Annotated in this window: 18 protein-coding genes and 1 pseudogene; 12 read left to right on the plus strand and 7 right to left on the minus strand. The window is 66.6% G+C overall.

Annotated elements, in window-relative coordinates; translation table 11 throughout:
- The 3 genes and pseudogenes from J4G12_07265 to J4G12_07275 form a co-directional block, all read right to left on the minus strand.
- The coding region (locus J4G12_07265) for an Ig-like domain-containing protein (protein ID MCE2455609.1) at nucleotides 1-288 on the minus strand (288 nt) is incomplete at its 3' end.
- Between the two features lie 61 nt (nucleotides 289-349).
- Nucleotides 350-688: pseudogene (locus tag J4G12_07270) on the minus strand (Ig-like domain-containing protein).
- A gap of 150 nt (nucleotides 689-838) precedes the next feature.
- On the minus strand, nucleotides 839-1,675 hold the full coding sequence (locus J4G12_07275) for a class I SAM-dependent methyltransferase (protein ID MCE2455610.1): 837 nt from the start codon (nucleotides 1,673-1,675) through the stop codon (nucleotides 839-841).
- A gap of 357 nt (nucleotides 1,676-2,032) precedes the next feature.
- Between J4G12_07275 and J4G12_07280 the strand changes: the two genes are divergently transcribed.
- The 11 genes from J4G12_07280 (at nucleotide 2,033) to J4G12_07330 (ending at nucleotide 13,745) form a co-directional block, all read left to right on the plus strand.
- Nucleotides 2,033-3,454 carry a hypothetical protein gene (locus J4G12_07280; GenBank protein ID MCE2455611.1) on the plus strand — a complete coding sequence of 474 codons (1,422 nt, stop codon included), beginning with the start codon at nucleotides 2,033-2,035 and terminating at the stop codon, nucleotides 3,452-3,454.
- Nucleotides 3,426-4,427: a MoxR family ATPase gene (locus J4G12_07285; protein ID MCE2455612.1), complete on the plus strand. Its 1,002-nt coding sequence runs from the start codon at nucleotides 3,426-3,428 to the stop codon at nucleotides 4,425-4,427. Before J4G12_07280 ends, J4G12_07285 begins: the two co-directional genes overlap by 29 nt.
- A gap of 13 nt (nucleotides 4,428-4,440) precedes the next feature.
- A complete protein-coding gene (locus tag J4G12_07290) occupies nucleotides 4,441-5,325 on the plus strand; it encodes a DUF58 domain-containing protein (GenBank protein MCE2455613.1) in 885 nt (294 codons plus the stop codon).
- Nucleotides 5,322-6,491: a hypothetical protein gene (locus tag J4G12_07295; protein ID MCE2455614.1), complete on the plus strand. Its 1,170-nt coding sequence runs from the start codon at nucleotides 5,322-5,324 to the stop codon at nucleotides 6,489-6,491. Before J4G12_07290 ends, J4G12_07295 begins: the two co-directional genes overlap by 4 nt.
- Entirely contained in the window at nucleotides 6,491-7,480 is a 990-nt protein-coding gene (locus J4G12_07300) for a VWA domain-containing protein (GenBank protein MCE2455615.1), read from the plus strand. Before J4G12_07295 ends, J4G12_07300 begins: the two co-directional genes overlap by 1 nt.
- A gap of 90 nt (nucleotides 7,481-7,570) precedes the next feature.
- Entirely contained in the window at nucleotides 7,571-8,575 is a 1,005-nt protein-coding gene (locus J4G12_07305) for a VWA domain-containing protein (protein MCE2455616.1), read from the plus strand.
- The gene (locus tag J4G12_07310; protein ID MCE2455617.1) at nucleotides 8,568-9,467 is read left to right on the plus strand and encodes a tetratricopeptide repeat protein; all 900 of its coding nucleotides are present in this window, start codon (nucleotides 8,568-8,570) and stop codon (nucleotides 9,465-9,467) included. Before J4G12_07305 ends, J4G12_07310 begins: the two co-directional genes overlap by 8 nt.
- A complete protein-coding gene (locus J4G12_07315; protein MCE2455618.1) occupies nucleotides 9,461-11,284 on the plus strand; it encodes a protein BatD in 1,824 nt (607 codons plus the stop codon). The genes J4G12_07310 and J4G12_07315 overlap by 7 nt, the downstream gene beginning before the upstream one ends.
- Nucleotides 11,281-12,186, plus strand: a complete 906-nt coding sequence (locus J4G12_07320; protein ID MCE2455619.1) for a tetratricopeptide repeat protein — start codon at nucleotides 11,281-11,283, stop codon at nucleotides 12,184-12,186. Before J4G12_07315 ends, J4G12_07320 begins: the two co-directional genes overlap by 4 nt.
- A 210-nt stretch (nucleotides 12,187-12,396) precedes the next feature.
- Complete coding sequence (locus J4G12_07325; protein MCE2455620.1) at nucleotides 12,397-12,993, plus strand: PadR family transcriptional regulator; 597 nt, start codon at nucleotides 12,397-12,399, stop codon at nucleotides 12,991-12,993.
- On the plus strand, nucleotides 12,990-13,745 hold the full coding sequence (locus J4G12_07330; protein ID MCE2455621.1) for a hypothetical protein: 756 nt from the start codon (nucleotides 12,990-12,992) through the stop codon (nucleotides 13,743-13,745). Before J4G12_07325 ends, J4G12_07330 begins: the two co-directional genes overlap by 4 nt.
- Nucleotides 13,746-13,771: 26 nt before the next feature.
- Here J4G12_07330 and J4G12_07335 read toward each other — a convergent pair whose 3' ends face one another.
- Together J4G12_07335 and J4G12_07340 are read right to left on the minus strand one after the other, a co-directional pair.
- Complete coding sequence (locus J4G12_07335) at nucleotides 13,772-16,510, minus strand: TonB-dependent receptor (protein MCE2455622.1); 2,739 nt, start codon at nucleotides 16,508-16,510, stop codon at nucleotides 13,772-13,774.
- A gap of 85 nt (nucleotides 16,511-16,595) precedes the next feature.
- Nucleotides 16,596-16,997, minus strand: coding sequence for a hypothetical protein (locus tag J4G12_07340; protein ID MCE2455623.1), 402 nt, complete (start codon nucleotides 16,995-16,997; stop codon nucleotides 16,596-16,598).
- Nucleotides 16,998-17,243: 246 nt separating this feature from the next.
- Here J4G12_07340 and J4G12_07345 point away from each other — a divergent pair, with 246 nt between their 5' ends.
- Nucleotides 17,244-19,556, plus strand: a complete 2,313-nt coding sequence (locus tag J4G12_07345) for a S9 family peptidase (GenBank protein MCE2455624.1) — start codon at nucleotides 17,244-17,246, stop codon at nucleotides 19,554-19,556.
- A 131-nt stretch (nucleotides 19,557-19,687) separates the two neighbouring features.
- On the opposite strand, the gene J4G12_07350 is transcribed toward J4G12_07345, so the two are convergent.
- Nucleotides 19,688-22,738: an aminotransferase class III-fold pyridoxal phosphate-dependent enzyme gene (locus J4G12_07350; GenBank protein MCE2455625.1), complete on the minus strand. Its 3,051-nt coding sequence runs from the start codon at nucleotides 22,736-22,738 to the stop codon at nucleotides 19,688-19,690.
- A gap of 28 nt (nucleotides 22,739-22,766) precedes the next feature.
- Nucleotides 22,767-23,618, minus strand: coding sequence for a hypothetical protein (locus tag J4G12_07355; GenBank protein MCE2455626.1), 852 nt, complete (start codon nucleotides 23,616-23,618; stop codon nucleotides 22,767-22,769).
- Between the last annotated feature and the right edge of the window lie 7 nt (nucleotides 23,619-23,625).

Genomic DNA, 23,625 nt, shown 5'->3' on the forward strand with positions numbered 1-23,625 from the left:
CTCGGCAGTCAGGCGCACGGTGTCGCCCCGCGCCGCCAGTTCGACGGTGTCCGGGGTGACGGCAACCATCGTCGCCACAGGCGCGACCACCGCCAGTGCCGCGCGCCCGGACACCCCGGACGAGGTGGCTGTGACCTCCGCCTCGCCAAGGCCCACTCCCGTCACCAGTCCCGATCCGTCCACCGTCGCCACCGAGGCGTCCCCGGACTCCCACGTGAACTCGGCTCCCGCCACCGCGTGGCCGTTCGCGTCGAACGCCTCCGCCACCAGCCGCAGCGTGTCGCCCACAAACAGCGTGTCGGCTGCGGGAGATACGGTGAGCCACCGTCACCGTCGCGCTCCCCGACGCCGACCCCGAGGTCGCCGTGATCGCGGCCGTCCCCGCGCCCGCCGCCGTCACCAGCCCCGACCCGTCCACCGTCGCCACCGAGGCGTCCTCGCTCGACCATGCGACCGATGCGCCCGCCATCACGTTGCCGTTCTGGTCGCGCACCTCGGCGGTGAGCCGCACCGTGTCCCCCCGCGCCGTCATCGAGGCGGTCGCGGGCGTCACGGTCACCGCAGTCGCCCGGGGCGGATCGGGGGGAGGCGGGGGAGGCGGTTCGGTAGCCCCGTCGCCACACGCGACGGCCCAGCCGGCTAGGCCCACCAGCACAAGTATGGGCGCTACGGCTGGTGGTCGTCTCATGGCATCGTCACGGCGAAGGCGGAGCCCACAGCCAACCCGGAAACCGAGAGAGCTGGACTGGATCTAGACTCGGCTTCAACCTAACGTGGTCCGGGAGTCGCCGCCACCGTGGACTCGGGATTGATCCGGAAACCGGCCGGCTTGACAGGCCTACTGGGTCGCCAGAACGCAGTAACGGTAGATCTCCAGCGTTCTTCGCCAGTCTTCCGGGTAGCCGTCCACCATGGGACCCATTCCGTACTCGCGGCCCAGATCGGCGAAGGACCCCGATTCGGCCACCCTCAGAGGCGTCTCGTTCTCGAAGGCCGCGAGGTCGGGGAAGCCGGTCAGAAATCTGACGTGCATGGCCTGCTCGATCCCCTCGACCCGCTGGATGTCGATCGAATCCGGGTCCCGGTTCATAAGGTCGAGCACGAAGTGGTCGAAGGCGATCCGGAACCGCGCGAGCCCATCGGCCAGGCGGTTCAGGAAAGGCATGATCGACTCGGCCGGCAGGTACATGGTGTTGCCCTCCCAGACGATGAGCGTGGTCAGGTTCGGGTCCAGACCAAGCTCCTCGAGTCCTCCTGTGAGGTCGCCTTCGAGGTAGTCGATCGGGAGCGACGGCGGTTGAACCGTTCCTCGGTCATCGAGCAGCTTGCTCTTGAAGTCGATCACCGGCTTCCGATCCACCTCGAAGAAGGTCACCCCATCCCGGGCGAAAATGTGAGCCCGCATGTCGAAACCGCCGCCCAGCAACACCACCTGAACAGCTCCGGCTTCGATTCCGCGCTCGATGAAACGGTTGAAGTACCGGGTCCGGAAGCGAACCATCGTGGTCGAGGGGGGAAAGGCGGCGTCTATTCCCCGGGCCGCCGTGCGCGCGAAGTCGCTCGAGAACCATGCGGCGTAGGGATCGGTGAAGAGCGGTTCGGGCTTGCTGTCTTCGCTCTCGCGGATCGAGGCTATGACGAAGGCGGTCGCACCGATCTTGTCGATCGAGGTCATGGCAGACGTCCTTGAGCTGGTGGTAGATTGGGCATGGCGCTGTCCGATAAGAATATTCGGACCGGCCATACGCTGCAACCGCACCGCCGACCGGCCTCCTCGTCGCCTGCCGCTGCCGTGCCGCCGCTGCCGCGGGTAAGCACGCGACGACGGGCGGACCTCCTGTCGAATGTCTGTTCCTCCAGTTACCGGTCAACGAAGGTCCCGCAGGTGGAGAGCCCCGACATCTTGACGAACGCACATGCCGGCGTTAGACTGGCTTACACGACCTGGGATCGGTGGCCTGCGTCCCACCATCTCGGCCGTTCGCGCACCCGCCACTCGGTTCCGGGACCTGTCACCTCACCTCCCGCTCAGATGGACGATCACGCAATTGCCGGGCCGAACATCCTGAGCGAACTTCCCGCGCTCGCAACCGCCGTGGCGGTCGAGCACGGCCAACACCGGGACTATGTGGCGCTCTCTCGCTACTACGGCCTCGACGGAGGCAAGCGCTGGATTCTTGAGGACATCGGCAGGGACTTCGGGCTGACAAGGGAGCGGGTGCGCCAGCTACGAAATCGCCTCACCCGACGGGTGAGGGCCTTCCTGATCGAAGCCGAACCGGCGGAGGCGGGGGAGCTCGGCCGTGAAGCCCGCGAGATCGGACGGTTGCTCAGGTCCGGTCCCATGCTCTCCAGACAGGAGGAGGTTGCGGCCCAGCTTGCCGCCAGGTACGGGAGGGAGCTGACCGACAAGGAACAGGCGGCGCTTCCGCTCCTGCTCGTGATGATCGGGGTCGTCTCCTATTCCGCGCGCACGCTCGGGTTGAAGGACAACGCTACCTACTGGTCGCCTCGCGGCCCGCTCGACGTTCGTGAGATCAGTAAGATCAACAGTGTTCTGGCCGAGCATCTTGCGGAGCGTCCGCAGGGCACGACCTGGCGAGACCTCAGCGTGGCCGCGAGCCGGGCCGCAGGCAGGGACGTAAGTTCGGAAGAGACGAAACGTTTCACCTCGCTGGTAGCGAACATCCGGGAAAAGGGGGATGGCGTAAGGGTGCCCTTCGAGCTCCTGTCCTCGAACGCCTGCCGCGCGGTCAGGATCCTGTGGGACGAAGGCGACCCGCTTCACTTCCGGGTTATCGCCGAACGCATTACCGCTCGCTACGCCGAGCTGGGCTTGAAGGCCCCGGGCGCGGACGCTCTCGGTCTCTCCAAGCATCTCTCGCTCGACCCGAGGTTCCAGCCGGTAGGCCGAAGCGGTCGCTGGATGCTCGCGACCTGGACTCATGTGCGCGGCGACTCGGTCGCGTCCCTGATGGAGGAGATACTTGCCAAGAGGGGCGAGCCGGTGCCCTACGACGACATCTGGGATTTCGTTCACCGCATGAGGCCGGACGTGAAACGGTCTACCATCTTCGCTCTCGTGCACGTGTTCTCCGACCGTTTCGTGCGCATCAAGAAGGCCAAGCTCGCCCTTGCGACCTGGGATCTCGATCCCGCGAAGGTACAGCCCAGGCGCCGCATCAAACGGCGACGTACGAGAAGGCGACGCCGAAATACTGTACGCGGAAAGGTGGCCCGGGTCGTCCGCGATACTCTGCGCGAGCACCCGGAGCACACTGCCAAGCTGAGGGAGCTGCGCAAGATGGTCCGCGAGCGGGCGAACGTGAAGGACCCGACGATCTACTGGGTCATCACTGCGATGTCCGACACCCGTAAATTTGACAAAGGCAACGTTCGATACGTCAGGCTAGTCGAATCCGACGATGAATGGAACACGCAATCTCGACATTGAAGTAATTCAAGAAAAGGTCCGGGCGGAGAGCGGTTTTCTGCGCGGTTTGCGCACCGAGATCGGGAAGGTCGTGGTGGGCCAGCGGAGGATGACCGAACGGCTCATCGTGGGCATGCTGGCCGACGGCCACGTTCTCATGGAAGGCGTTCCCGGCCTCGCGAAGACGCTCACGGTGAGCACGCTCGCTCGTGCGATCTCCACGACCTTCCGCCGCATCCAGTTCACGCCCGACCTCCTGCCCGCCGACGTGGTCGGCACCCTCGTCTTCGATCCGCGCCGAAGCGACTTCGAGACCAAGAAGGGCCCCATTTTCGCCAACGTCATCCTGGCCGACGAGATCAATCGCTCGCCCGCGAAGGTGCAGGCGGCCCTCCTCGAAGCCATGCAGGAGCGTCAGGTCACGCTCGGCGAGAAGAGTTATCCGCTGCCGTCGCCCTTTCTGGTGCTCGCCACACAGAATCCCATCGAGCAGGAGGGCACTTACCCTCTTCCCGAGGCGCAGGTCGATCGTTTCATGCTCAAGGTGGTGGTGGAGTATCCCGGTGCCGACGACGAGTTGGAGATCATGCGCCGAATGTCCACGGGCAAGCTCCCCGAGGTCGAACCGGTGGTCGGTCCGGACGATATTCTGAGGGCCAGGGCGACCGCCGAGCTCGTCTACATGGATCGTCAGGTCGAGCGCTACATCGTGGACCTCGTGATCGCGACCCGGGACCCGGCCGGAAGCGGCATCCCGGATCTCGCAGACCTCATCGCCTTCGGAGCTTCGCCCAGGGCGACGATCTGTCTGGCGAAGACCGCGCGCGCATACGCGTTTCTGAAAGGTCGGGGCTACGTGACGCCCGACGATGTCCGGGCCATGGCCATGGATGTGCTTCGCCACCGCGTGCTCATCACCTATGAGGCCGAGGCCGAGGAGGTAACGTCGGAGGACGTGGTCAGGCGCGTCCTCGACAGCGTCGAAGTCCCCTAGGCACCAGCTGTCCGTGATTCCGCGGGAGGTTCTCAAGAAGGTTCGCCAGATCGAGATCGCGACCCGCGGTCTCGTGACGGAGGTCTTCTCGGGCGAGTACCAGTCTGTCTTCAAGGGCCGGGGCATCAGCTTCGCCGAGGTGCGCGAGTACCAATACGGCGACGAGATCCGCTCCATCGACTGGAACGTGACCGCGCGCAGCGGATCGCCCCATGTCAAGGTGTTCGAGGAGGAGAGGGAGTTAACGGTCCACCTGCTCGTCGACGTCAGCCGGTCCGGCGAGTTCGGTACGCGGACCAGCCTCAAGCGCGAGCTGGCGGCGGAGGTGTGCGCGCTTCTCGCATTCAGCGCCATCCGCAACAACGATCGGGTCGGACTCACGATCTTCTCCGATCACGTCGAAAAGTACGTACCGCCGCGCAAGGGAAGACGCCACGTCCTGCGGGTCATCCGCGAACTCATCTACCATCGCCCGGTGGGGAAAGGGACCGATATCGCCGCCGCGCTCGAATATTTCGCGAGGGTTCAGCGACGACGGGCAACGGCATTTCTCGCTTCGGATTTCCTAACCTCCGGATTCGAGCGTTCGCTCGCGGTCGCGGCGCGCCGACACGATGTGATCGCGCTCCACTTGGAGGATCTTCGTGAGCGCGAGCTGCCCAAGGTGGGGTGGGTCGAGTTGGAGGATGCCGAGAGCGGCGAGACCATGCTCGTCAACACCTCGAGCGTCGCCTTTCAGGAACGCCTGCGCGCCCGGGCGATCGAGAGGAAGCGCGGGCTGAAGCGGGCGGTGCGCAGATCGGGCGTGGATCTGGTGGAAATCGAGACCGGTGGCGACTACACACGTGCACTCATGCACTTTTTCAGAGAACGACAGCGACGGCTGCGGAGCGCATGAGACCTCTGCCGGCCTTGGTCGTTTCGACGCTGCTCGCTCTCCCGGTCGACGCGACGCCCGGGCTCGGAGCCTGCGGCGCGCAAGCTGCGGGTCAGGCCGCCCCGCCGCGCATCACTGTCGCCGTCGACACCACGCTCATGAATGTCGGCGACCGCATCACACTGATCGCGACCGTCGAGCACGATCCTACCAGTACCGTCGCATGGCCGGCCACCGACTCGATCGACCTGGCTCCCTTCGAGGTTCTGGAGGCCGCGGTCGGCGCCGGTACCGGCAATGGACGCCCCGCCGCGACTCTCGCTCTCTCGCTTACGGCCTGGGAGCTGGGCGAACTGGACCTGCCGGCTCTGCGTGTGCCGGTGGTCGCTTCGGACGGCTTCGTCGACACACTCGTCGGCGACGCCTTTGTGGTCGAGGTGGCGAGCGTGGGCATCGACGAAGGGGGCGACATCAGGGAGATCCGGGGTCCGATGGCCCTGCCGGCCAACTGGGGAGGCGCCCGAACCTGGCTGCTCCTCGGTGCGATCGCCGCGTTGGCGGCGTACCTGATCCGCCGGCGCTTCCGCAAACGGCAGGGGGAGGCCGAGCGAGTCGTTCCCGCCCCTTCGCCGGAGGAGGCGGCCTACGCCGAGCTCGACCGTATCGAAAGCTCGCCTCTCCTCGCCCGCGGCATGGCCAAACGGTATCACATCGAGCTCTCCGAGGTCGTGCGCCGCTACGTGCGCGAGCGTTTCGGGGTCGATGCGATGGAGGCGACCACCGGCGAGCTCATGGAAATGCTCGACGGCCCGACGACGGGGGCGGTGATCGCCGACAAGGAGGCAGGGCAAGGGTGGCTGCGACGGCTGCGCGAGCTCCTCGCCCAGGCCGATCTCGTCAAGTTCGCCAAGGCCCGACCGACTGCGGAGAGCTCGGTCGCATGTCTCGCGCTGGGGCGGGAACTCGTGCGCGAGGCGGCCCGATGGGTCGAGGAGGCCGCCCGGCGCGCCGCGACGGAGGCCGAGGCGCGGGCGCGGGCCGGAGCGGACGAGGCGGAGACCGGAGCCCGCGAGTCCCGGAACGGAGCCCGCGAATCCGCGACTGAAGGCGACGACGCCGGCGTTAGGCTCATGGCGGCACCGTCCCCCGTCGAGCCACCGGCCCCTGGCCGAGAGGAGCCCCGCTGATGTTCCGGTTCGCCGATCCCTGGCTTCTTTTCCTCCTGCTGCTGCTGCCTGCGGCGTACCTCGTCCGCCGCGCCACTCGGCGAAGCCGCCCCGCGCTCCGGTACTCGGCGGTCCGCATGATCCTCGGCGAGCCGGGGCGCGGGAGCCGCTGGACCCGGACAGTCCCGGCCGTGCTGCGAGCCATGGCCGTCGCTGCGGCGGTCGTCGCGCTCGCCCGTCCGCAATCCGGGATCACCTCCACCGAGGTGGGGATGGAAGGGATAGACATCGTGCTGGCGCTCGACGTCTCCTCTTCCATGCTGGCACTCGATCTCCAACCGAACCGGCTCGGGGCGGCGAAGGCGGTCGGCACGGATTTCGTCGAGGGCCGGCCGAACGACCGCATAGGACTGGTGGCCTTCGCGGGGGAGGCCTTCACGCAGGCCCCGCTCACGCTCGACCGAAATGTCGTCGTCACTCTGATAGACGAGCTGGAGACCGGCATGGTGGACGACGGAACCGCCGTGGGTATGGGACTCGCGACCGCCGTCAAGCGGCTGGAAGGCTCGCTCGCGGAGTCCAAGGTCGTGATTCTCCTCACCGACGGACGCAACAACTCGGGAGAGATCGGTCCTTCGACCGCTGCGGAAATCGCCGAAGCCCTGGGAGTCAAGGTCTATACCATCGGTGTCGGCGGGGTCGGTCCTACCGAAATCCCTCTCTCTCCCAGGCCCGCTCGCCCGCCGTACTCGGCGGTGGGAGAGGTCGACATCGACGAGAAGTCGCTCCGGGAGATCGCGGAGACGACCAGCGGTCGCTACTTCAGGGCAACAGACACCGAGAGCCTGGCTGCCATCTACGCCGAGATCGACGCGCTGGAGCGCACCGAACTGCCGGTGACCATCTTCTCCCGTTACGAGGAACTGTTCCACGTCCCGCTCACCGCCGCTCTCGCCTTTCTCCTTTTGGAGCTGATCTTGCGGCGAACGCTTTTCAGAACCCTGCCGTGAACGAGAGGCCTGCGACGGATGACGGGGGCGTGGCGCTTCGCCGCTCTCGGGGCTCGCGCGAGTTTCGCCGCGGACTGCTGGAGGCGACCGATGTTTCGCTGGGGTGAGCCGGTCTGGCTCGTCGGATTGGCGGGGGTGCCGCTTCTGGTCCTCCTCATGCTTTGGAGCGGGTCCAGAAGAAAACGGGCGCTGGATCGACTCGGCGACGCGCGGCTGATCGGCCGACTCACGGACTCGGTCAGCGCTCGCCTCCGCCGAACGGCCTCGATCCTCACGGTCGTTGCCTCCGCACTCGTCCTCGTCGCGCTCGCCCGCCCGCAGTTCGGCACCCGGATCGAAACGGTCTCAAGGGTCGGTCAGGACATCGTGGTCGCGCTCGACCTCTCCTCCTCCATGCTGGCCGAGGACATCGCGCCCAACCGCCTCGAACGCGCCCGCGTCTCGATACTCAGGCTCATGACCCAGCTCGCAGGGGACCGCATCGCTCTCGTGGCCTTCGCTGGTGACGCCTACCTGCAGAGCCCGCTCACCACCGACTACACGGCGGCGGCCGTTTTCCTGAACGCCATGACTCCGGCAATGATGCCGATCCAGGGCACCGACCTTGGAGCCGCTCTCCGTGTATCACTGGATGCGTTGGACGGAGGAGCCCGGGAGGCTCGTTCGGTCCTCCTGATAACGGACGGCGAGGACCACGAAGGCGGGCTCGACACCGAACTGGCCCGAGCCCTGGAAGGGGGCGTCATCGTTCACGCCGTGGGGATCGGCTCGACGGAGGGCGTTCCCATACCGGATCCGGACGATGCGGGTGGGACCGGCTTCCTGCGCGACGAAGACGGCACGGTGGTCACCAGCCGGCTCGACGAGGCGACCCTGCGCTCGCTGGCGGAGCGTACCGGCGGCCGATACGCGCGAGCCGGCGCCGGTGCCGGGTTCGACCGGCTCATCGACGATATCGCCAATGTGGAGGGAGAAGCCATCGATGCGACCGAGATTACCGATTTCGCCGACCAGTACCAGCTCTTCGTGGGCCTGGCCCTACTCCTCATCCTCTGCGAATGGGCTCTGCCCGACAGGAGACGCACCGATGACTGACGCGAAAGATCGACGGAGTTCACGCGGCGCCCGGCCGTCGACGTGGAGCGCCGCGGTCGGGAACGTGGCGGCGCTTTTTGCGTCGGTCTCGGTCGGAGCGGCGTCCCTCGGGCCTCTCGCCCTGACGGCGCAGGACGGACGCAGCCTCGTGGACGAAGGCAATCGGCTCTACGAGGAGGGTCGGTTCGAGGAGGCGCACCGGAAGTATCTCGAAGCCTTGGGCGCGGCGCCCTCCGTACCCGCGATCCACTTCAACTCCGGTAACGCCCTCTATCGTATGGGCGACTTCGAGGCCGCGCTCGAGGCCTACGAGGAAGCTCTGCGGGCGGCCGAAGCGGACGGGCTCGCGCCCACCGTGTACAACTCCGGCAACGCGTTCTTCCGCAGACAACAGTTGCAGGAGAGCCTGGAGGCCTACAAGGAGGCGCTCCGGATCGATCCCGGCGATCTCGATGCCAAGCACAATCTCGAGGTCGTGCTCAAGTTGATTGAGGAGCAGGACGAGCAGGAGCAGGGCGGCGACGGCGACGACGATCGGGAGCCTCAGGACCGACAGGAGCAGGACGAGAACGAGAACGGAGACCCGGAGGACGATCGGCAGGAAGCTTCACAGGGAGCCGACGAGAGCGACGGGGACGACGAGGGCGAGGACGGCTCGGAGGGCTACGAAGAGGAGAATCCCGACGAAGGCGGGAATCCCGCCGACAGCCCTCCCGGTGGCGGAGATCCGGAAAACGACGAACGCGACGGCCAGGGCCGACCTCAGCCTCGGGAGGGCCGAATGACCGAAGAGGAGGCGCGCAGGCTCCTCGGGGCGATCGACGAGGACCCCGAAGGGGTGGAGCGCAGGCCGCCGTCGAGTCGCGGACGCAGGCCCAGGAAGCCTTGGTAGTTCCGATCGTCCGCGGGATGGCGCCTCGCGTCCTGCTCGCCGCACTCCCCTTGCTGCCGCCAGCCCTCGCCTTTGAAGTGGCTGTGCCGGCCGCCGCCGGTCAGGAGCCCTCGGTCACGGCCGCGCTGAACGCGGACACGGTGACCCTCGGCGTGCCCTTCGACTATACCATCACCGTGCGCGGTGCGGGCGGGGTCGGCCCGGTGCCCAGGCTTCAGCTCCCGTTCCTTGGCGTCCAGGGCTGGAGCAGCCGGAGTTCCCTGCGCAGCGGTCCGGGCGGGACGGAGACGGTGTACCAGGTATCGTACCGAGCAGTCGCCACGCAGCTCGGCGACTTCGAGATACCGTCTCAGGAGATCACCGTCGGCGAGGCGGTCTTCTCGACCAATCCCGTGAGCCTGACCGTAGTGGCCGATCCTCGGAACGGGTCCGGTACCGATGGGTCGCCACCGGGTGCCGACGGCGGGACCGCGGCACCCCCGGGTTCGAACGAGAGCATCTTCGTCACCGCCACCCTATCCAAAGACGAAATCTACGAGGGCGAGCCCGTGCTCGTGGAGTACACTCTCTGGACGGAGCTCCCGGTGTCGGGGCTCACCGTCTCCGAAAGGCCGGATCCGACCGGGTTCTGGGTGGAGGATTTGTCCGAGCAGGGAGAGCTCGACGTCAATCAGCGCACCCTGAACGGCAGGAGCTACGCGACCGCCGTGGTCCGCCGCCTGGCCCTGATCCCGAGCGGGTCCGGAACCCGCACCATCGAGCCGCTCGTCCTGGAGGCTTCGGTGCGGGAGGGCGGAGGCTTCTTCCTTGGCACCAGACTGCGAGAGGTCACCCTCCGATCGGAGGAACTGGTGGTCGACGTGGACCGGCACCCTGACGGCGCACCGTCCTCGTTCAGCGGTCTGGTAGGAGAGGGGTGGACGCTGGAGGCGTCCCTGGACCGCGACTCCCTCGAGGCAAACGAGGCAGTCACTCTGACCGTCGTGGTCCGGGGGGGCGGCCACATCGAACAACTTCCTCCGCCCGAGATCGATCTGCCCGCCGACATCGAGCTCTTTCCGCCGGAGGAGTCAGGCAGCGTCGCGGAGGCTTGGCCGGGGCTCCGGGGTGAGAAGGAGTACAGGTTCGTAATGATCCCGCGCGCGCCGGGAATGCGTGCCATTCCGTCGATAGAGGTGAGCTACCTGGACGAGTCGACCGGTGCGTACGAGACCGCCCGGACCGCGCCCATATCGTTTCTGGTGACCGGAGAGGATGCCGCCGGGGTGTTGGGGGGCATGCGCGACGGCATCGCGGAGGTGCGGGAAGACATCCGCTTCATCCGCCTCGACGCCGGCTCGTTCACCCGCAGGGGCGAGAACGCCTTCGGTTCAGCCTGGTTCTGGCTTCTCTTCGTGACTCCTCTCGGTGCGGTGGCGGTGGCTTCGATGGTCGGCAAGAGGAGGGCCCGGCTGGAGGGCGACGTCGCCTACGCCCGCGACCGTGGCGCCGGCGCCGCGGCTCGTCGGCGGTTGAAGGCGGCCCGTGCGCTTCTGGGTGAAGGAAAGCCATTTTACGCCGAGACCGACCGGGCCTTGCGCGAGCTGGCGGCGAACCGGCTCGATCTGGCCGAGGCCGGGCTCAGAACCGAAGAGATCTCGGCGGTGCTGGCAGAGGCCGGGGTGAGCGAGGAGACCTGCTCGCGAGTGGGCGAGACGCTCGACCGCTGCGACCGCGAACGTTTCGCTCCGTCCGGTGCGGACCATGCGAGAGAAAAGCTCTTCCTCGACGAGGTGAGCGCGTTGATGTCGGCGCTCGACCGGGAGCTGCGTCGATGAGAGGTGAGGCTCGCCGCAGCCCGCTTGCACCGTCCACCGCCAACCCGGCCGCTCGGCTCGCCACCGTCGCCGCTTCCGTCGTCGCGATCGCGATCATCCTAGGCCTCGGTGTCCATCCCGTAACCGAAACGCTGCCGACCTCCAGGCGGCTCCCGGCCGGACAACCCGTGGCCGGATCGTCGGTGGTGGGTGCGCCTCCCGCGCAGACCTTCGATCCCGCCGAGCTCGTCGCGCTCGGAAACGCCCTTTACGAAGAAGGCGACTTCGCCGACGCGATCGAGGCCTATCGGGCCATCCTGGACCGGGGATTCGAGAACGGCGGGCTCCACTACAATCTCGGAAACGCCCACTTCAAGAACGGGGAGCTGGGATGGGCGATACTCGCCTGGGAGCGCGCCGCCAGGCTCATGCCCGGAGACGACGACGTGGAAGCCAATCTCGAGCTTGCTCGGGCTCTCACCCGCGACGAGATCCAGCCGCTTCCCAGATTCTGGCTCTTCGCTGCGGCGGAGCGGTGGCTGGATTTGTTGCCGATGCGTTGGCTGGCGTTGGTCGTCGGCACCGGGTGGCTCGCGGTCACCGGGGGAATCTCCTACCTGCTCCTGACCCGGGGCCGGGGCGGCGCGCGTCCGTTCGTCTGGACCGGCGGCCTGCTTCTTCTGCTCTTCGGCCCCGGATTCGTGGTTCACCAGATCGGCTGGGGGGGAGCCGAACGGGCGGTGATCCTGGAGGAGAGGGTGCCGGTAAGGTCAGCCCCCGCCGGCAACGACGATCTGACCCTCTTTTACGTTCATGAGGGAACGAGCGCCCGTATCGACGCCCGTACGGATTTCTGGGTCGAGATAGTCCTCGACGACGGCAAGGTCGGCTGGGTACCTGCGGAATCCTTGGAGGAGATCTGAACGGGGATTGGCAATTTGCGATTCGGACCAGCCTCCCATCGTGAGGCTATCGGCTCGGGCTGGAGCGTCGGATTCGGTGCCGTCCGGCGCGCCCAAAGAAAGATCGCGCTGCGGGTCGACCCGGTAGCCGCCCTACCCTTGCACGGCTATGCCAATCCTTATATATTCGCTATGTCAATATTGATATAACTACGGGAGCGACATAGCGAGATGAGTCTCGACCACATCCTGCTCGGCCTACTCCGCGAGCCGGCCACGGGGTACGACCTCAAGGGCGTGTTCGGCGAGACGGTGCGGCACTTCTGGTCCGCCCAACTCAGCCAGGTCTACCCGGCCCTCAAACGTCTCGAACAGCGGCAAATGCTCGAAAGCCGGTGGGAGCCGTCCCCAATGGGACCCGACCGCAAGGTCTACAAGCTCACGGAGGAGGGCAGCGCCGAACTGCTGCGTTGGCTGCGCGACGACCCTGCGGTCGGCACTGAGCGTTTCGCGTATCTGGCCCAGTTGTATTTCATGGACGCCATCGGCGACCTCCACCGGACACGGACATTCATGGCGCAGCTCGCCGACCACTTTTCGCGCTGGCTGGCCCAGCTCCGGGAGGTCGAGCGGGAGATCGTCGCCACCTGCGGAGATGCGCCCGAACGGTACGGCGACGCGGGATTCCACCAGTTCGCGGCCCTCCGGATGGGCATACACTCCATCGAGGCCAAGGTGACGTGGTGCGAGGAGACACTGGCCGCGATCGACCGGAGGCTGGCGTTCGCCGAGCCACCCGCCGAGACCGGGGGGGAGGTCGGGCCATGACCATCCCGCCCCTGATTTTCGATGTTGTCGTTCTGGTGCACGTAGCCGCCGGATTCGTCGGCCTCGCGGCGTTCTGGGTTCCGGTGTTCGCGCACAAAGGTGGCAGGACGCACGTGCGTGCCGGTCGAGTCTTCGTCTATTGCGCCTACATCGTGACGCTGTCGGCGGTCACCGCGGCGGCTGGCCGGTTGGCCTACTACCAGATCCAGGGGATCCGGCTCGTCGACCAGCCCGAGCTCTACGGCACCAGCCTGTTCCTGGGCTACCTGGGTCTGGTGACGTTCGCAACGGTCCACCACGCGATACGGGTTCTGGCTACCCGCAGGTCGCCGGAGACGCTGCGGACCCCGGTGCACGAGGCGCTCGCCTGGGCGTCCGTCGTCGCCAGCGGGACCATCGTCGTGTACGCGCTCACGTTATGGTCCAACCTCTCACCCATCCTGCTGGGACTCAGCCCAATCGGGCTCATCACGGGTCGCCGAATGCTCCGGCTGATGCGTAACCCAGGGGCGCAACACATGGGCTGGTTCTACAGCCACCTCGTGTCGATGCTGGCCGGCGGCATCGCCTTCCACACCGCGTTCATCGTGTTCGGAGTGCAACGCCTGTGGGCATACGAACTCGCCGGGCCGCTCGCCGTCGTGCCGTGGATCGCGCCGACAATCATCGGCATCCCGGCGATCCTCCTCTGGACACGGCACTATCGGCGGAAATTCGACCGGCGTTCTCGGCGTACCGAAGCTCGGACGTGAGCAACGGGCAGTCCGGTTCCGGGCCGCTAGAACTCGTACTGCAGCTTGAGCCGGGCGACGCGGCCGATCTCCGGAGCTCCGATAAACTCGCGGTGGAGGTTGTTGAGCGCATTGCTCACGTCCGCACCGATCAGGAGTCCCTTGTGACCGGGGACTCTCACCCCGAGTCCGAGATCCATGACGCCGAAGGAGTCGATGGCCCCGCGGTACAGACCTGAGTCCATGTAGAATCCGTCGGCGTACCGGAAGCGCGTGTTCGCATACCAGCCGCTCACCTTGTCGTTGAAGCGCAGACCCATCGAAAACTTGTTCTTGGGCGCGTTCAGGGAGACGTCGGCCACAAGATCCGGGCACTCGCCGTCGTTGTTTATATCGAAGCAGTCGTCGCTGACGTGCGAATACGAACCGGTGAAGGTCACCTTGTCGTTCGCGATCACCTCGAGTCCGAGATCGAAGCCGTACCACTGGAGACCGCCTTCGACACCCGATCCGAAGGTCGGGTAGGTTACCAGAATGTCCGGGGAAGCGAGCTGATCCGGAGCCACGGTCCCGAGCGGCACCATCGCCGCCGTGGTCGCAAGTCCCTGGGCGACCTGAGCCGCAACGGACGCCGGCAGTCCGGCGGCCACCAGACGGCCTACCAGGAACTCCGCTACCGAAGCGCCGTCGAGGAAGACGTTGGGGGTGACCGTGGACAGCGAGCCTGAGGTGCGATCCCGGGAGGAGCGATATGCGGACACGGAGAGGAGTGCCCGGTCGCCGATGATGCCGTTGTATCCTAGCTCGTAGGTCGTGGTCACACTCGGCTTCAGAGGTTCGACGGCGGTAATGCCGGGGTCGGGGAAGAAGGGTACTTCGGGGTTCTCGGTATTGAGTCGCAGGAGGGTGGATCGGATGTCGCCGGGCTGCGGGTTGCCGACGATCTGGGCGAAAATCTCGGGGGTCATCCCCAGTTGCGCGATAACCGCCTGGAGCGTCGGGTCGGTCAGAGCCAGCGGCAACAGCACCGCGTCCCAGAGAACGGCCCCGTTCGCGGGGAGCTGGCCGGGCGCGAAGGGAGAGTACATGCAGTAATTGTCGACTCCGCCCGCGCAGGTGTTGTTCCAGGTGTATCCGCCTCCGTTGACGCCCCGGGTCCGCACCGTGTAGCCCAGCCCGCCTCCAAGGGGCACCCGGCCCGCCGCCAGATCGAGAAAGAAGCGGGTGCTGACGGGAGTCTCGAATCCGCTTCCGTAGCTTAAACGGAACGACTGACCGTCCGCAGGCTCGAAAACCATCGCCGCGCGAGGCGTGAAGATCATGTCTTCCAAGTGCTCGTGCGAATCCGTGCGCGCCACCGCCACCAGTTTGAGAGCGTCGCTGAGTTCCAACTGGCCGTGAAGATAGGCGCCGTACTCGGTGGTGTTGTCGCTGTCCTCGAATTGGCCGTGGATCGTGCCGCCGGTCTTGGGCGTGGTGTAAGCGTAGTCGGTGCCGGTGATGAAGCTCAGCCGGGAGCCGAGGTCGAAACCGTACTGCAGTTGGGCACCCACGGCGTTCGAGTTGTCCACCAGAGGGGTGCCGGTCCGCAGAAGGTAGGTGCCGCCCGCTCCCGAAAGGTTGTAAAATCCCTGGGCGAAGAGGCCGCCCTTCGAGAGGCGGACGTGGCCGGTGCGGTAGGTCCATTTCTTGCCTTGCGCCGAACCCAGGCCGGTCAGGTTGATGCCGCTGAAGTTCGCGTAGCCTGCGGTAAAGACGATCTCGTCGTCCGGATTCTCCCACGGCCTGAGGTCCAACCGCAGCTCGCCGGTGTAGTTTTCAATCTGGAAATCACGCTGACCGGTGAGCGGATTGGCTCCGGGTATCTGCGACGCCGCCACCTCGGCGGGGTCGATGTATTCGAAGTCGTTGCCGGTCAGGTACCGCCCCGAGATCTTGATTCCGGCCTTCTCGCCGATCCTGATGGAGTGCCTCATCTCTCCCTGCACGACGTTTCGCTCGCCCCCCGAGAGGCTGACCTTGGTTCCCGGGTCGTCGATCGGAGACGAGGTGATGAGGTGCATGACCCCGTGCCCCGCGTTGGGGCCGTAAAGCGCCGCGGCCGGACCCAGCAGCATCTCGACCCGCTCGATGTCGAGCGAGGAGGTGGGAATCAGCGAGTACTGGTTCAGGCGGAGCGAGGGAATGCGCGCGTACCGATGGTCGGTGAGCACGAGCAGGGACCCGCTGAAGACTCCGTTGAAGCCGCGCGAGACCACGCTGGAGGTGGCGATACCCATGTCGGCCACGTCGACCCCGGGAAGCCCCCTCACGTAATCCGAGCTGGCGAGCCCGGCCGACTCCTCCACGTCCTCGGCGCTAACCACGGTCACATGGGCCGGAGACGCGACGGTGCGCTCCTCGCGACCCCGGTTCACGGTGACCACGATCGGGTTGAGGGAGAGGGCGCGCGTGGCCAGCTCCACCGTGATTTCCGTGGCGGCGCCCGCCTCGACCGAGACGCCGTCCACCCGAACGGTCTGATAGCCGAGCAGCACGACCGATACCGAATGGGTGCCCGCAGCGATATCGAAGCCGAAGACTCCCGCCTCGTTCGAGGTCGTGCCGACGGTCGTCCCGACCGCCTGGACCTGGGCGTTGGACAGAGGCTGGCCGTTTCCGGCGTCGGTAACGGTCCCGGTGATCGAGCCGGTCTGGGCCGTCGCCGCAAGGGGAAACGCGGCGAGGGCGAGAAGGGCGATGGCGCTGACAACGTGTCGGACGCCGCCGGGCCTGAGATGAGTCATGCGGTCTCCTTTTCGGGATGGGTGGCGATCGGAAACGGATGTGACGTTCGAATGACGGGTGCCTGACCCGGTGCGCTGCGGGCGGCTAATTGTTGAGGGCTCCCCCGGCGATCCACCTCCTCAGGATTTCGATCTGCTCGGGGGGCAGCGGATCGGATTCGAAGGGCATGTCGCCCTCCTGCACCATCACGAAGAGATAGCTGTCGTCGGGGTTTCCGGCCTCGACGACGGTTCCAAACTCAGAGCCGGCCATCACGCCCTCGTAGGTGGTCAGATCGAGCGAGACCTCCTTGACGATTACGCCGTCGACCTCGCCGCCGTGGCACTGGACGCAGCTTGCGGTCAGGATGGGGGCCACGTCTTCCGTGAAGCTCGTGGTGTCGGCCGCGGCCTCCTGGGCAAGATTCGCGGGGGCGGAAACCATGGTCGCTGCGGTCACGGCGACACCGACCACGAGGATAGCGGCGCCGGCGGCTGTGTGCTTCATATGGAAAGAGACAGGAAGTGGGCGAGAACCGCGCTCGACGGAGGAGGACAGGGAGGCCTGCCGGGACCCGCCGTTTCGAAAAAGATAGCGTACGGCAGTCAGACCGCAATAGCGGAATGTGGATCTGCAGCAGTTCGAGCTAAGGGATGGTCGAACCGGGGGCTGGCGTCTCGGACCGTCGTTGGGTACCCTTCAGCTCTCGAGAAAACGAAGATACGTCGTAACGCACCTCCACCCAGAAAGGACATGACCGGGAGAAACACCCATTTCCGCACCCTCGGCTCTCTGGCCGCCACCGCGCTTGCCCTCCTCGCCTTCTCCGGTGCAGCCCGAGGAGCGCAGGAAACCGTAGGAACCCAGGTCGCGCAGGGAACGCGGAATGTCCGGGCTGCGCAGGAAACCGCCAACCCGCTCACCTTCATGGACGTCCAGGAGATGCGGCGGGCAGGATCCTGGACTCCCAGCCCCGACGGCTCGTTGATGCTCTACGTGCTCACCACCCCGGACTGGCAGGAAGCTTCGTCCCAATCGGACATCCATATGGTGGAGCTCGCGGCCGGCGCGTCTCCGTCGCGTCGTCTCACCTACACCACCGGGAGCGATGAGCGCAGCCCCGCTTGGGCGCCCGACGGTTCGTACTTCGTTTTCCTGTCCGACCGCGACCCTGACGCCTCCGGATCGCAGCTCTACGCCATGCGCCACGACGGAGGCGAGGCGGTGCGCATCACCGACGTACCGGACGGAGTTTCCGACTACGCCTTTGCCCCCGACGGCCAGGTGCTCGTCTACAGCTCGGGCTCCCCGCGCAGACAGCTCTTCCGCATGGGTCCCGTCCCTCCCGGAGATGCCGCCGAAGCCGATGAGCCGGTCCAGCTCACGGACGGAGAGGCCGGGATCGAAGAGTGGGAGTTCTCGCCCGACGGCGCGACCATCTACTTCACCCGTCCCGCCGACTTCGACGAGGACGATCACGAGCGCCGCGAAAAGGGCTTCACGGTGGACGTGCGCAATCAGGAGACGCCGCTCTTGGAGCTCTGGGCCGTGACCGCGGCCACCGCGGCCGAGCGCAGGCTGGCCGGAAACGCCGAATACAGCGTCGACGGCTTCACGATCTCGCCCGACGGGGCCTGGATCGGCTTCAACGGCGGCTCTCCCGAGCGCTACGAACGCAACATCACCGGCGCAAGGCTTTACGCCGACCTGTACCTCATGGATGTCGAGGGCGGAGAGGTGGAGCGACTGACCGACAACTACGAGGTCTCGGAGAGCGGGTTGTCGTTCTCTCCCGACGCCTCCATGATCGCCTTTTCGGCGCCGGACGACATGGAACGATATTCGATGACCGAAAACCGGGTGTACGTGCGTGCGACCGCCGACCGCGGCGGGGAGTTCCGCAAGCTCGGCTCGGGTTTCGACCAGAGTTCGAACATCGGGTTCTGGTCCGAAGACGGCTCCACCATCTACTTCACCGCCGGCGTCACCGTCACCAACCAGGTGCACGCTCTCGACGTGGAAAGCGGAGAGGTCACTCAAATGACCCACGAACGGGCCGCGCTCTCGGTGTCGCGGGACGAGGACACCGGCGTGTTCCTGGTCAACTATTCCGACCCCACGACGCCACCCACGGTCTTCACGATACCGGACGTGCACGCCGTCACCGACCGCGAAAGCTGGGTCAGGCTCGTGGACGTCAACCCGCAGTTGGCCGACAAGGAGCTGGGGCGGGAGATCGAATACGAATGGACCTCGACCGACGGGAAGCGCGTCGGGGGCGTGCTCGTCTATCCGGTGGGATACGAGGAGGGGACTCGCTACCCGCTGATCGTCGCCATCCACGGCGGCCCCGCTTCCGCCGACCTGCTTCGCTTCAACGGAGGCTACTCGGCGCAGGTCTACGCCGGAGCCGGCTACGCCGTGCTACGTCCGAACTACCGAGGGTCGCGCAACTACGGCAACGCCCACCGTACCGACATCGTGGGCGACTACTTCACCTTGGGCTACGACGACATCATGACGGGAGTGGACGCCCTCATCGAAGACGGCATCGTCGACGACGACAGGCTGGGAGCCCTGGGGTGGAGCGCGGGCGGCCACTGGTCGAACTGGATTCTGACCCACACCGACCGCTTCAAGGCGATCAGCTCGGGTGCGGGGACGATGAACTGGATCAGCATGTACGCTCAGAGCGACCTCCAGCGCAACCGGCGTTTCTACGTCGGCGACGGCTTCCTCTACGAGGATTTCGACACCTACTTCGACCAGTCGCCCCTCAAGTACGTCGCGAACGCGAAGACGCCCACCATGGTCCACGTGGTCGAGGGCGATCCCCGCGTGCCGAGCGCCCAGTCGCTGGAGCTGCACATGGCGCTCAAGAAGTTGGGCGTTCCGACCGAACTCTTCATGTACCCGGGCCGGAGCCACGGCATCCCGGATCCCCGCAATCGCTTGGTGAAGGCGGTCAGCGAGATGGCGTGGATGGACCACTACGTACGCGGGATCGGCGAGAAGTTCGACTGGCGCCAGGTTCTGAAGACGCTGGAGAAGGGGCCGGCGACGTAGGGCGCACGCTCCCCCGGGGCCGGCACGTCAATCCCCGGCGCGCCCGGGTGCGGTCCTTCCTCGCGAGCGATTCGAATGCTCACGCCGGTACGAAGCTTCCTTCCAGCCGTCGATGACGGGCCCGTTTCGGCTCATGGCACTCGTCCAAACCGGGCCGGCGGGAGCGGTCCCGGCTGGGGAACTCGTCTCCACTCCAACACTCGATCGACCTCCTCCACCACCCGATCCGCATCCGCCCGCGAGAACACCAGCGGCGGCTTGATCTTGATGACGTTGTCGTCGGGGCCGTCGGTGCTGAGCAGGACACCGCGACGCCGCACGTGCTCGACCACGGTGCGGGCGCCGGCTCTGTCGGGCTCTCGACCTTCCGCCGTAAGCACGAACTCGATCCCGAGGAAGAGTCCGAGACCGCGCACGTCGCCGATGCCTTCGTGTCGGGAAGCGAGCTCGCGGAGCCCCGCCTTGAGATGCTCGCCCACCTCCCATGCATGGTGCTGAAGGTCTTCGGCCTCCATCACGTCCAGCACCGCCAAGCCGATCGCCGCCGATACCGGGTTGCCGCCGAAGGTGCTGAAGTATTCCATTTCGCCCGCGAAGCGCTCGGCGATCGCCGGCGTGGTCACCACCGCGCCGATGGGGTGACCGTTGCCCATGGGCTTGCCGAGCGTGACGATGTCCGGGACGGCACCTGCGGCCTCGAACCCCCAGGTGTGGCTGCCCACGCGCCCGAAACCCACTTGAACTTCGTCCGCGATGCAGAGCGCGCCCGTCTCGCGAGCGGCTCGGAAGGCCAGGTCGAGATAGCCGTCGGGCAGGACTATCTGTCCGCCGCACGATATAACGCTTTCGACCAGAAAGGCCGAAGCGCCGTGGCTGCTCGCCTCGAGCTCCCGGATTGCCGCCGCCACCCCCTGGGCGTAGAGTCGGGCGGAGTCGTCGGATCTGTAAAGACCCCGGTAGGTGTCGGGCAGCGGCGCGGCGCGCACCGGGCCGGCGGGGTCGCGCCCCACGGTCCGGGGACTCTTGTAGTGCGAGAGCTCGATCAGCGTAGTCGTGTTGCCGTGATAGCCGCCCTCCAAGGTCACCACGCCCCGCTTCCCGGTCGCGGCTCGGGCCATTCGGAGCGCGAGCTCGTTGGCTTCGCTCCCCGAGTTGACCATCCAGCACACCGAGAGCGGCTCCGGCAGCTCGGCAGTCAGCCGTTCGGCATACTCCACCACGAGCGGATGCAGGTAGCGCGTGTTGGTGTTGAGCACGGCCATCTGTCGCCGTCCGGCCTCCACGACCGCAGGGTGTTCGTGGCCCACGTGCGCCGGATTGTTCACGCAGTCCAGGTACTCCCGCCCGCGAGCGTCGTAGAGGTAGGCTCCCCTGCCCCGCTCCATGCGGAGAGGACGGGAATAGGAGAGGCTGAGGTTGCCGCCGAGCGCCCGTCGTCGGCGTTCGTGCAGGTCGGTCTCGTGGCGGAACGTCGTCTCGAACGGCATCCCCAAGAGCAGGTTCGGGTCGGGCGAAAGCGATGCCCACACCGCCTCCTCCCGGGGCAGCGCCACACCGGGGAAGTCACCCTCGCAGCCTAGCCGGTCGGCAATGACCTGCATGTGCAGATGAGGCGGCCAGTCGCCGTTCTCCGGAGGGGCTCCCAAGGCCGCGAACTCGTCGCCGGTGCGCAGTACGGCTCCCGGTTCGAGGTGGAGAGCTGCGGCGTCGAGGTGTCCGTAGAGGGTCCAGAACGGCCCGTGCGGGCCCTCGTGTTCGAGCACGACGGTGGGTCCGTAGTCGAGGCGTGCGGAGTTGTCGCGGATGCAGGCCACCGTTGAGTCGAGGGGCGCGTGGATCGACGTGCCGGCAGGTGCGAAGATGTCCAGCCCGAGGTGGACGGTACGTCGTTCGCGGGGATCGCCTTCTCTCCCTCTGAACGCCTCGGTCGCGTAGAAGGCACGCGGCTCCAGGTATCTTCCGATGGCGTACTTCCAACCTTTCTCCCGGAGGCGCCGCTCCAGTTTGTGCGAGAACGCCCGGGCGTCGTCGGTCTCCCGACTATCCACCAACCAGGAACCGACGCTCAGGTCCAGGACGCCCACCTCGCTCCAGTCCCCGATGCCGACCACGGGCCTCGGCGCCTTCCTTTTCAGCCAGCTTCGCAACGGTGCGCCGGCCGGAACCGGCTCCAGTCCGCACGCCGCGCGCAGCATACCGGTGGCCACCACGTCCTCCACCTTGTCCAGATAGGCGATCATCTTCCACGCCGAGCTCTCCGAGACGAGATGGTACTCGTCCACCTCGCCCTTTTCGCGCCGCAGCTTGGCCATCGCCACGCTCTGACCCAGCCGGGCACGGGCGAGCGCCATCACGACGTCCAGCTCCGCCTCGAGCAGAGGCTGTTCGCGATGGAATCCTTCGACGAGCGCCACAGCGGCGGCGAGCGGATCGTCGGTGTCGAAGATGGAGTAGGCGACCGCGATTCCGAGGTCGAAGACCCTGGGAGCCGAGTGCGCGTCGCCCAGGTCGATGATGCCGGAGACGGCGAGACCCGCCCGGCCTTGCGAGACGAGGATGTTGTGGTCGTTCAGGTCCCCGTGGATCATCTGGGAGCCGAGCGAGAGGAAGCGCGGCGCCATACGGTCGAAGGCGTCGCGGACCCGATCCAGCAGCGCCCGCTTCTCTCCGGCCAGAAGGGGAAGGGCGCGGTCCATCACCAGGCCCGCGTTCCCGAGCGCCCAGTCGAAGTCGAAACGAGCCGGCGGATGGTCGGGCACCGCTCCCAGGGCGCTGACAAGCTGGGCCACCCGACGGCCTACGTCGGCTAGAAGCTCCCGCGGCCTGGGCGCAACCTTGGCGAGAATCACGCCTTCCCGGTGCCTGACCACGCGCACGAAGGTTTCGCCATCTTCCCACGGGACGAGCAGCTCCCCGACCGCTGCCGGCGTTATCCCGGGAACCAACCCCTCCGTCTGTTCGCTCAGCAACCGGATCATGCCGGCCTCGAATTCGAGTATCGGCAACGGGTCGAGCGGAGAGCTCACCTTGACCACGAAGCGCTCTTCCGAGGTGGAGAGCAGGTAGTTGCGGTCGCGATCTCCGGGAAGGTCTTCCAGGCGGCCCTCCAGTCCGTACTCGCCGGCGAGGAGCTCCTTCAGGCGCGCAGGATCGACCCGGGCGCGGGCTTCCCCCGAAGACATTCGAGCGCTACTCGTTCGGCACGGACTTCTATCCCGCTGCGTCCATGGCGTGGTCGAGCGCTCGCTGGAGGCTCTTCGTCACTCTATCGGCGAGACCCCAGGTGCTGAGCCAGACGCCCACCCGCTTATCCTCGAACTCGATGAAGAGCAGGCTGCGCCCCAGGGACGGGAGTTCAACGCTGAGGTGGCCTCCCTCCTTCGCCGAGGTTATCCTGCCGACCGCAGCCGGTAGACGCGGCCCATCCGGATCGTTCGCCGCCTGGATGACCGGCGAGAAGGAGACCGGATCTCCCGGATCGAGCCCCTTCGCCAGGGAAACGAGTCCGCCCGAGCAGCGCTTCCCGCCGATCAGCGACTCCCATGCCGCGTCACGCCCTTCGGGAATGTCGTCGTAGCGCCAGACCAGCCGCCGATTCTCGGGATAGTGCCGGGAGAGATAGAACTCGAGGCAGTGCATGAAGTTGTCCCACCCCTGGAGGTAGGCCGCTATCTCGGGACTTTCGGGTTTGAGAGCCTCGTCGAAGCCCGAGTGCACGAGCCGAACCTCCGAGGCGGGATCGTCAGCGGCTCCCTCGTCGGTCGCACCCGGACCGATGTGGAAATCCACCTTGCGGATCATGGGCTCGCCCCCGTCCGGTGCCGGGTAGCGTTCGGTCCACCCGAAATGCGTGTCGGGCGAGTAGGCGTGGACGGGGGCTTCGCCCTCGCAGCCTTCCCCCCACGACAAGAAGCAGCGCCCGCCGACCTCGGGCTCCACCTCCGCCTTGAGCGGAAACCAGTTCGACAGCCCCCGCCCGGTCGCGACCGTGGCGAAGGCGGCCGCCGCAGCGACTGGTACGGTGCGTTCGTCCGTAATGCACCCGTTCCGGAACTCGGTCACTTGAACC

This window comes from Gemmatimonadota bacterium (assembly GCA_021295815.1).
Taxonomy (GTDB): Bacteria; Gemmatimonadota; Gemmatimonadetes; order Longimicrobiales; family Gaopeijiaceae; genus JAGWBQ01.

Excerpts from the sequence above, each read along its gene's own strand:
- J4G12_07295 (MCE2455614.1), top strand. The coding sequence starts at position 5,322 with ATGAGACCTCTGCCGGCCTTGGTCGTTTCGACGCTGCTCGCTCTCCCG.
- J4G12_07350 (MCE2455625.1), bottom strand. The coding sequence starts at position 22,738 with ATGTCTTCGGGGGAAGCCCGCGCCCGGGTCGATCCTGCGCGCCTGAAG.
- J4G12_07300 (MCE2455615.1), top strand. The coding sequence starts at position 6,491 with ATGTTCCGGTTCGCCGATCCCTGGCTTCTTTTCCTCCTGCTGCTGCTG.
- J4G12_07340 (MCE2455623.1), bottom strand. The coding sequence starts at position 16,997 with ATGAAGCACACAGCCGCCGGCGCCGCTATCCTCGTGGTCGGTGTCGCC.
- J4G12_07330 (MCE2455621.1), top strand. The coding sequence starts at position 12,990 with ATGACCATCCCGCCCCTGATTTTCGATGTTGTCGTTCTGGTGCACGTA.
- J4G12_07320 (MCE2455619.1), top strand. The coding sequence starts at position 11,281 with ATGAGAGGTGAGGCTCGCCGCAGCCCGCTTGCACCGTCCACCGCCAAC.
- J4G12_07305 (MCE2455616.1), top strand. The coding sequence starts at position 7,571 with ATGTTTCGCTGGGGTGAGCCGGTCTGGCTCGTCGGATTGGCGGGGGTG.
- J4G12_07285 (MCE2455612.1), top strand. The coding sequence starts at position 3,426 with ATGAATGGAACACGCAATCTCGACATTGAAGTAATTCAAGAAAAGGTC.
- J4G12_07335 (MCE2455622.1), bottom strand. The coding sequence starts at position 16,510 with ATGACTCATCTCAGGCCCGGCGGCGTCCGACACGTTGTCAGCGCCATC.
- J4G12_07275 (MCE2455610.1), bottom strand. The coding sequence starts at position 1,675 with ATGACCTCGATCGACAAGATCGGTGCGACCGCCTTCGTCATAGCCTCG.
- J4G12_07325 (MCE2455620.1), top strand. The coding sequence starts at position 12,397 with ATGAGTCTCGACCACATCCTGCTCGGCCTACTCCGCGAGCCGGCCACG.
- J4G12_07310 (MCE2455617.1), top strand. The coding sequence starts at position 8,568 with ATGACTGACGCGAAAGATCGACGGAGTTCACGCGGCGCCCGGCCGTCG.
- J4G12_07345 (MCE2455624.1), top strand. The coding sequence starts at position 17,244 with ATGACCGGGAGAAACACCCATTTCCGCACCCTCGGCTCTCTGGCCGCC.
- J4G12_07280 (MCE2455611.1), top strand. The coding sequence starts at position 2,033 with ATGGACGATCACGCAATTGCCGGGCCGAACATCCTGAGCGAACTTCCC.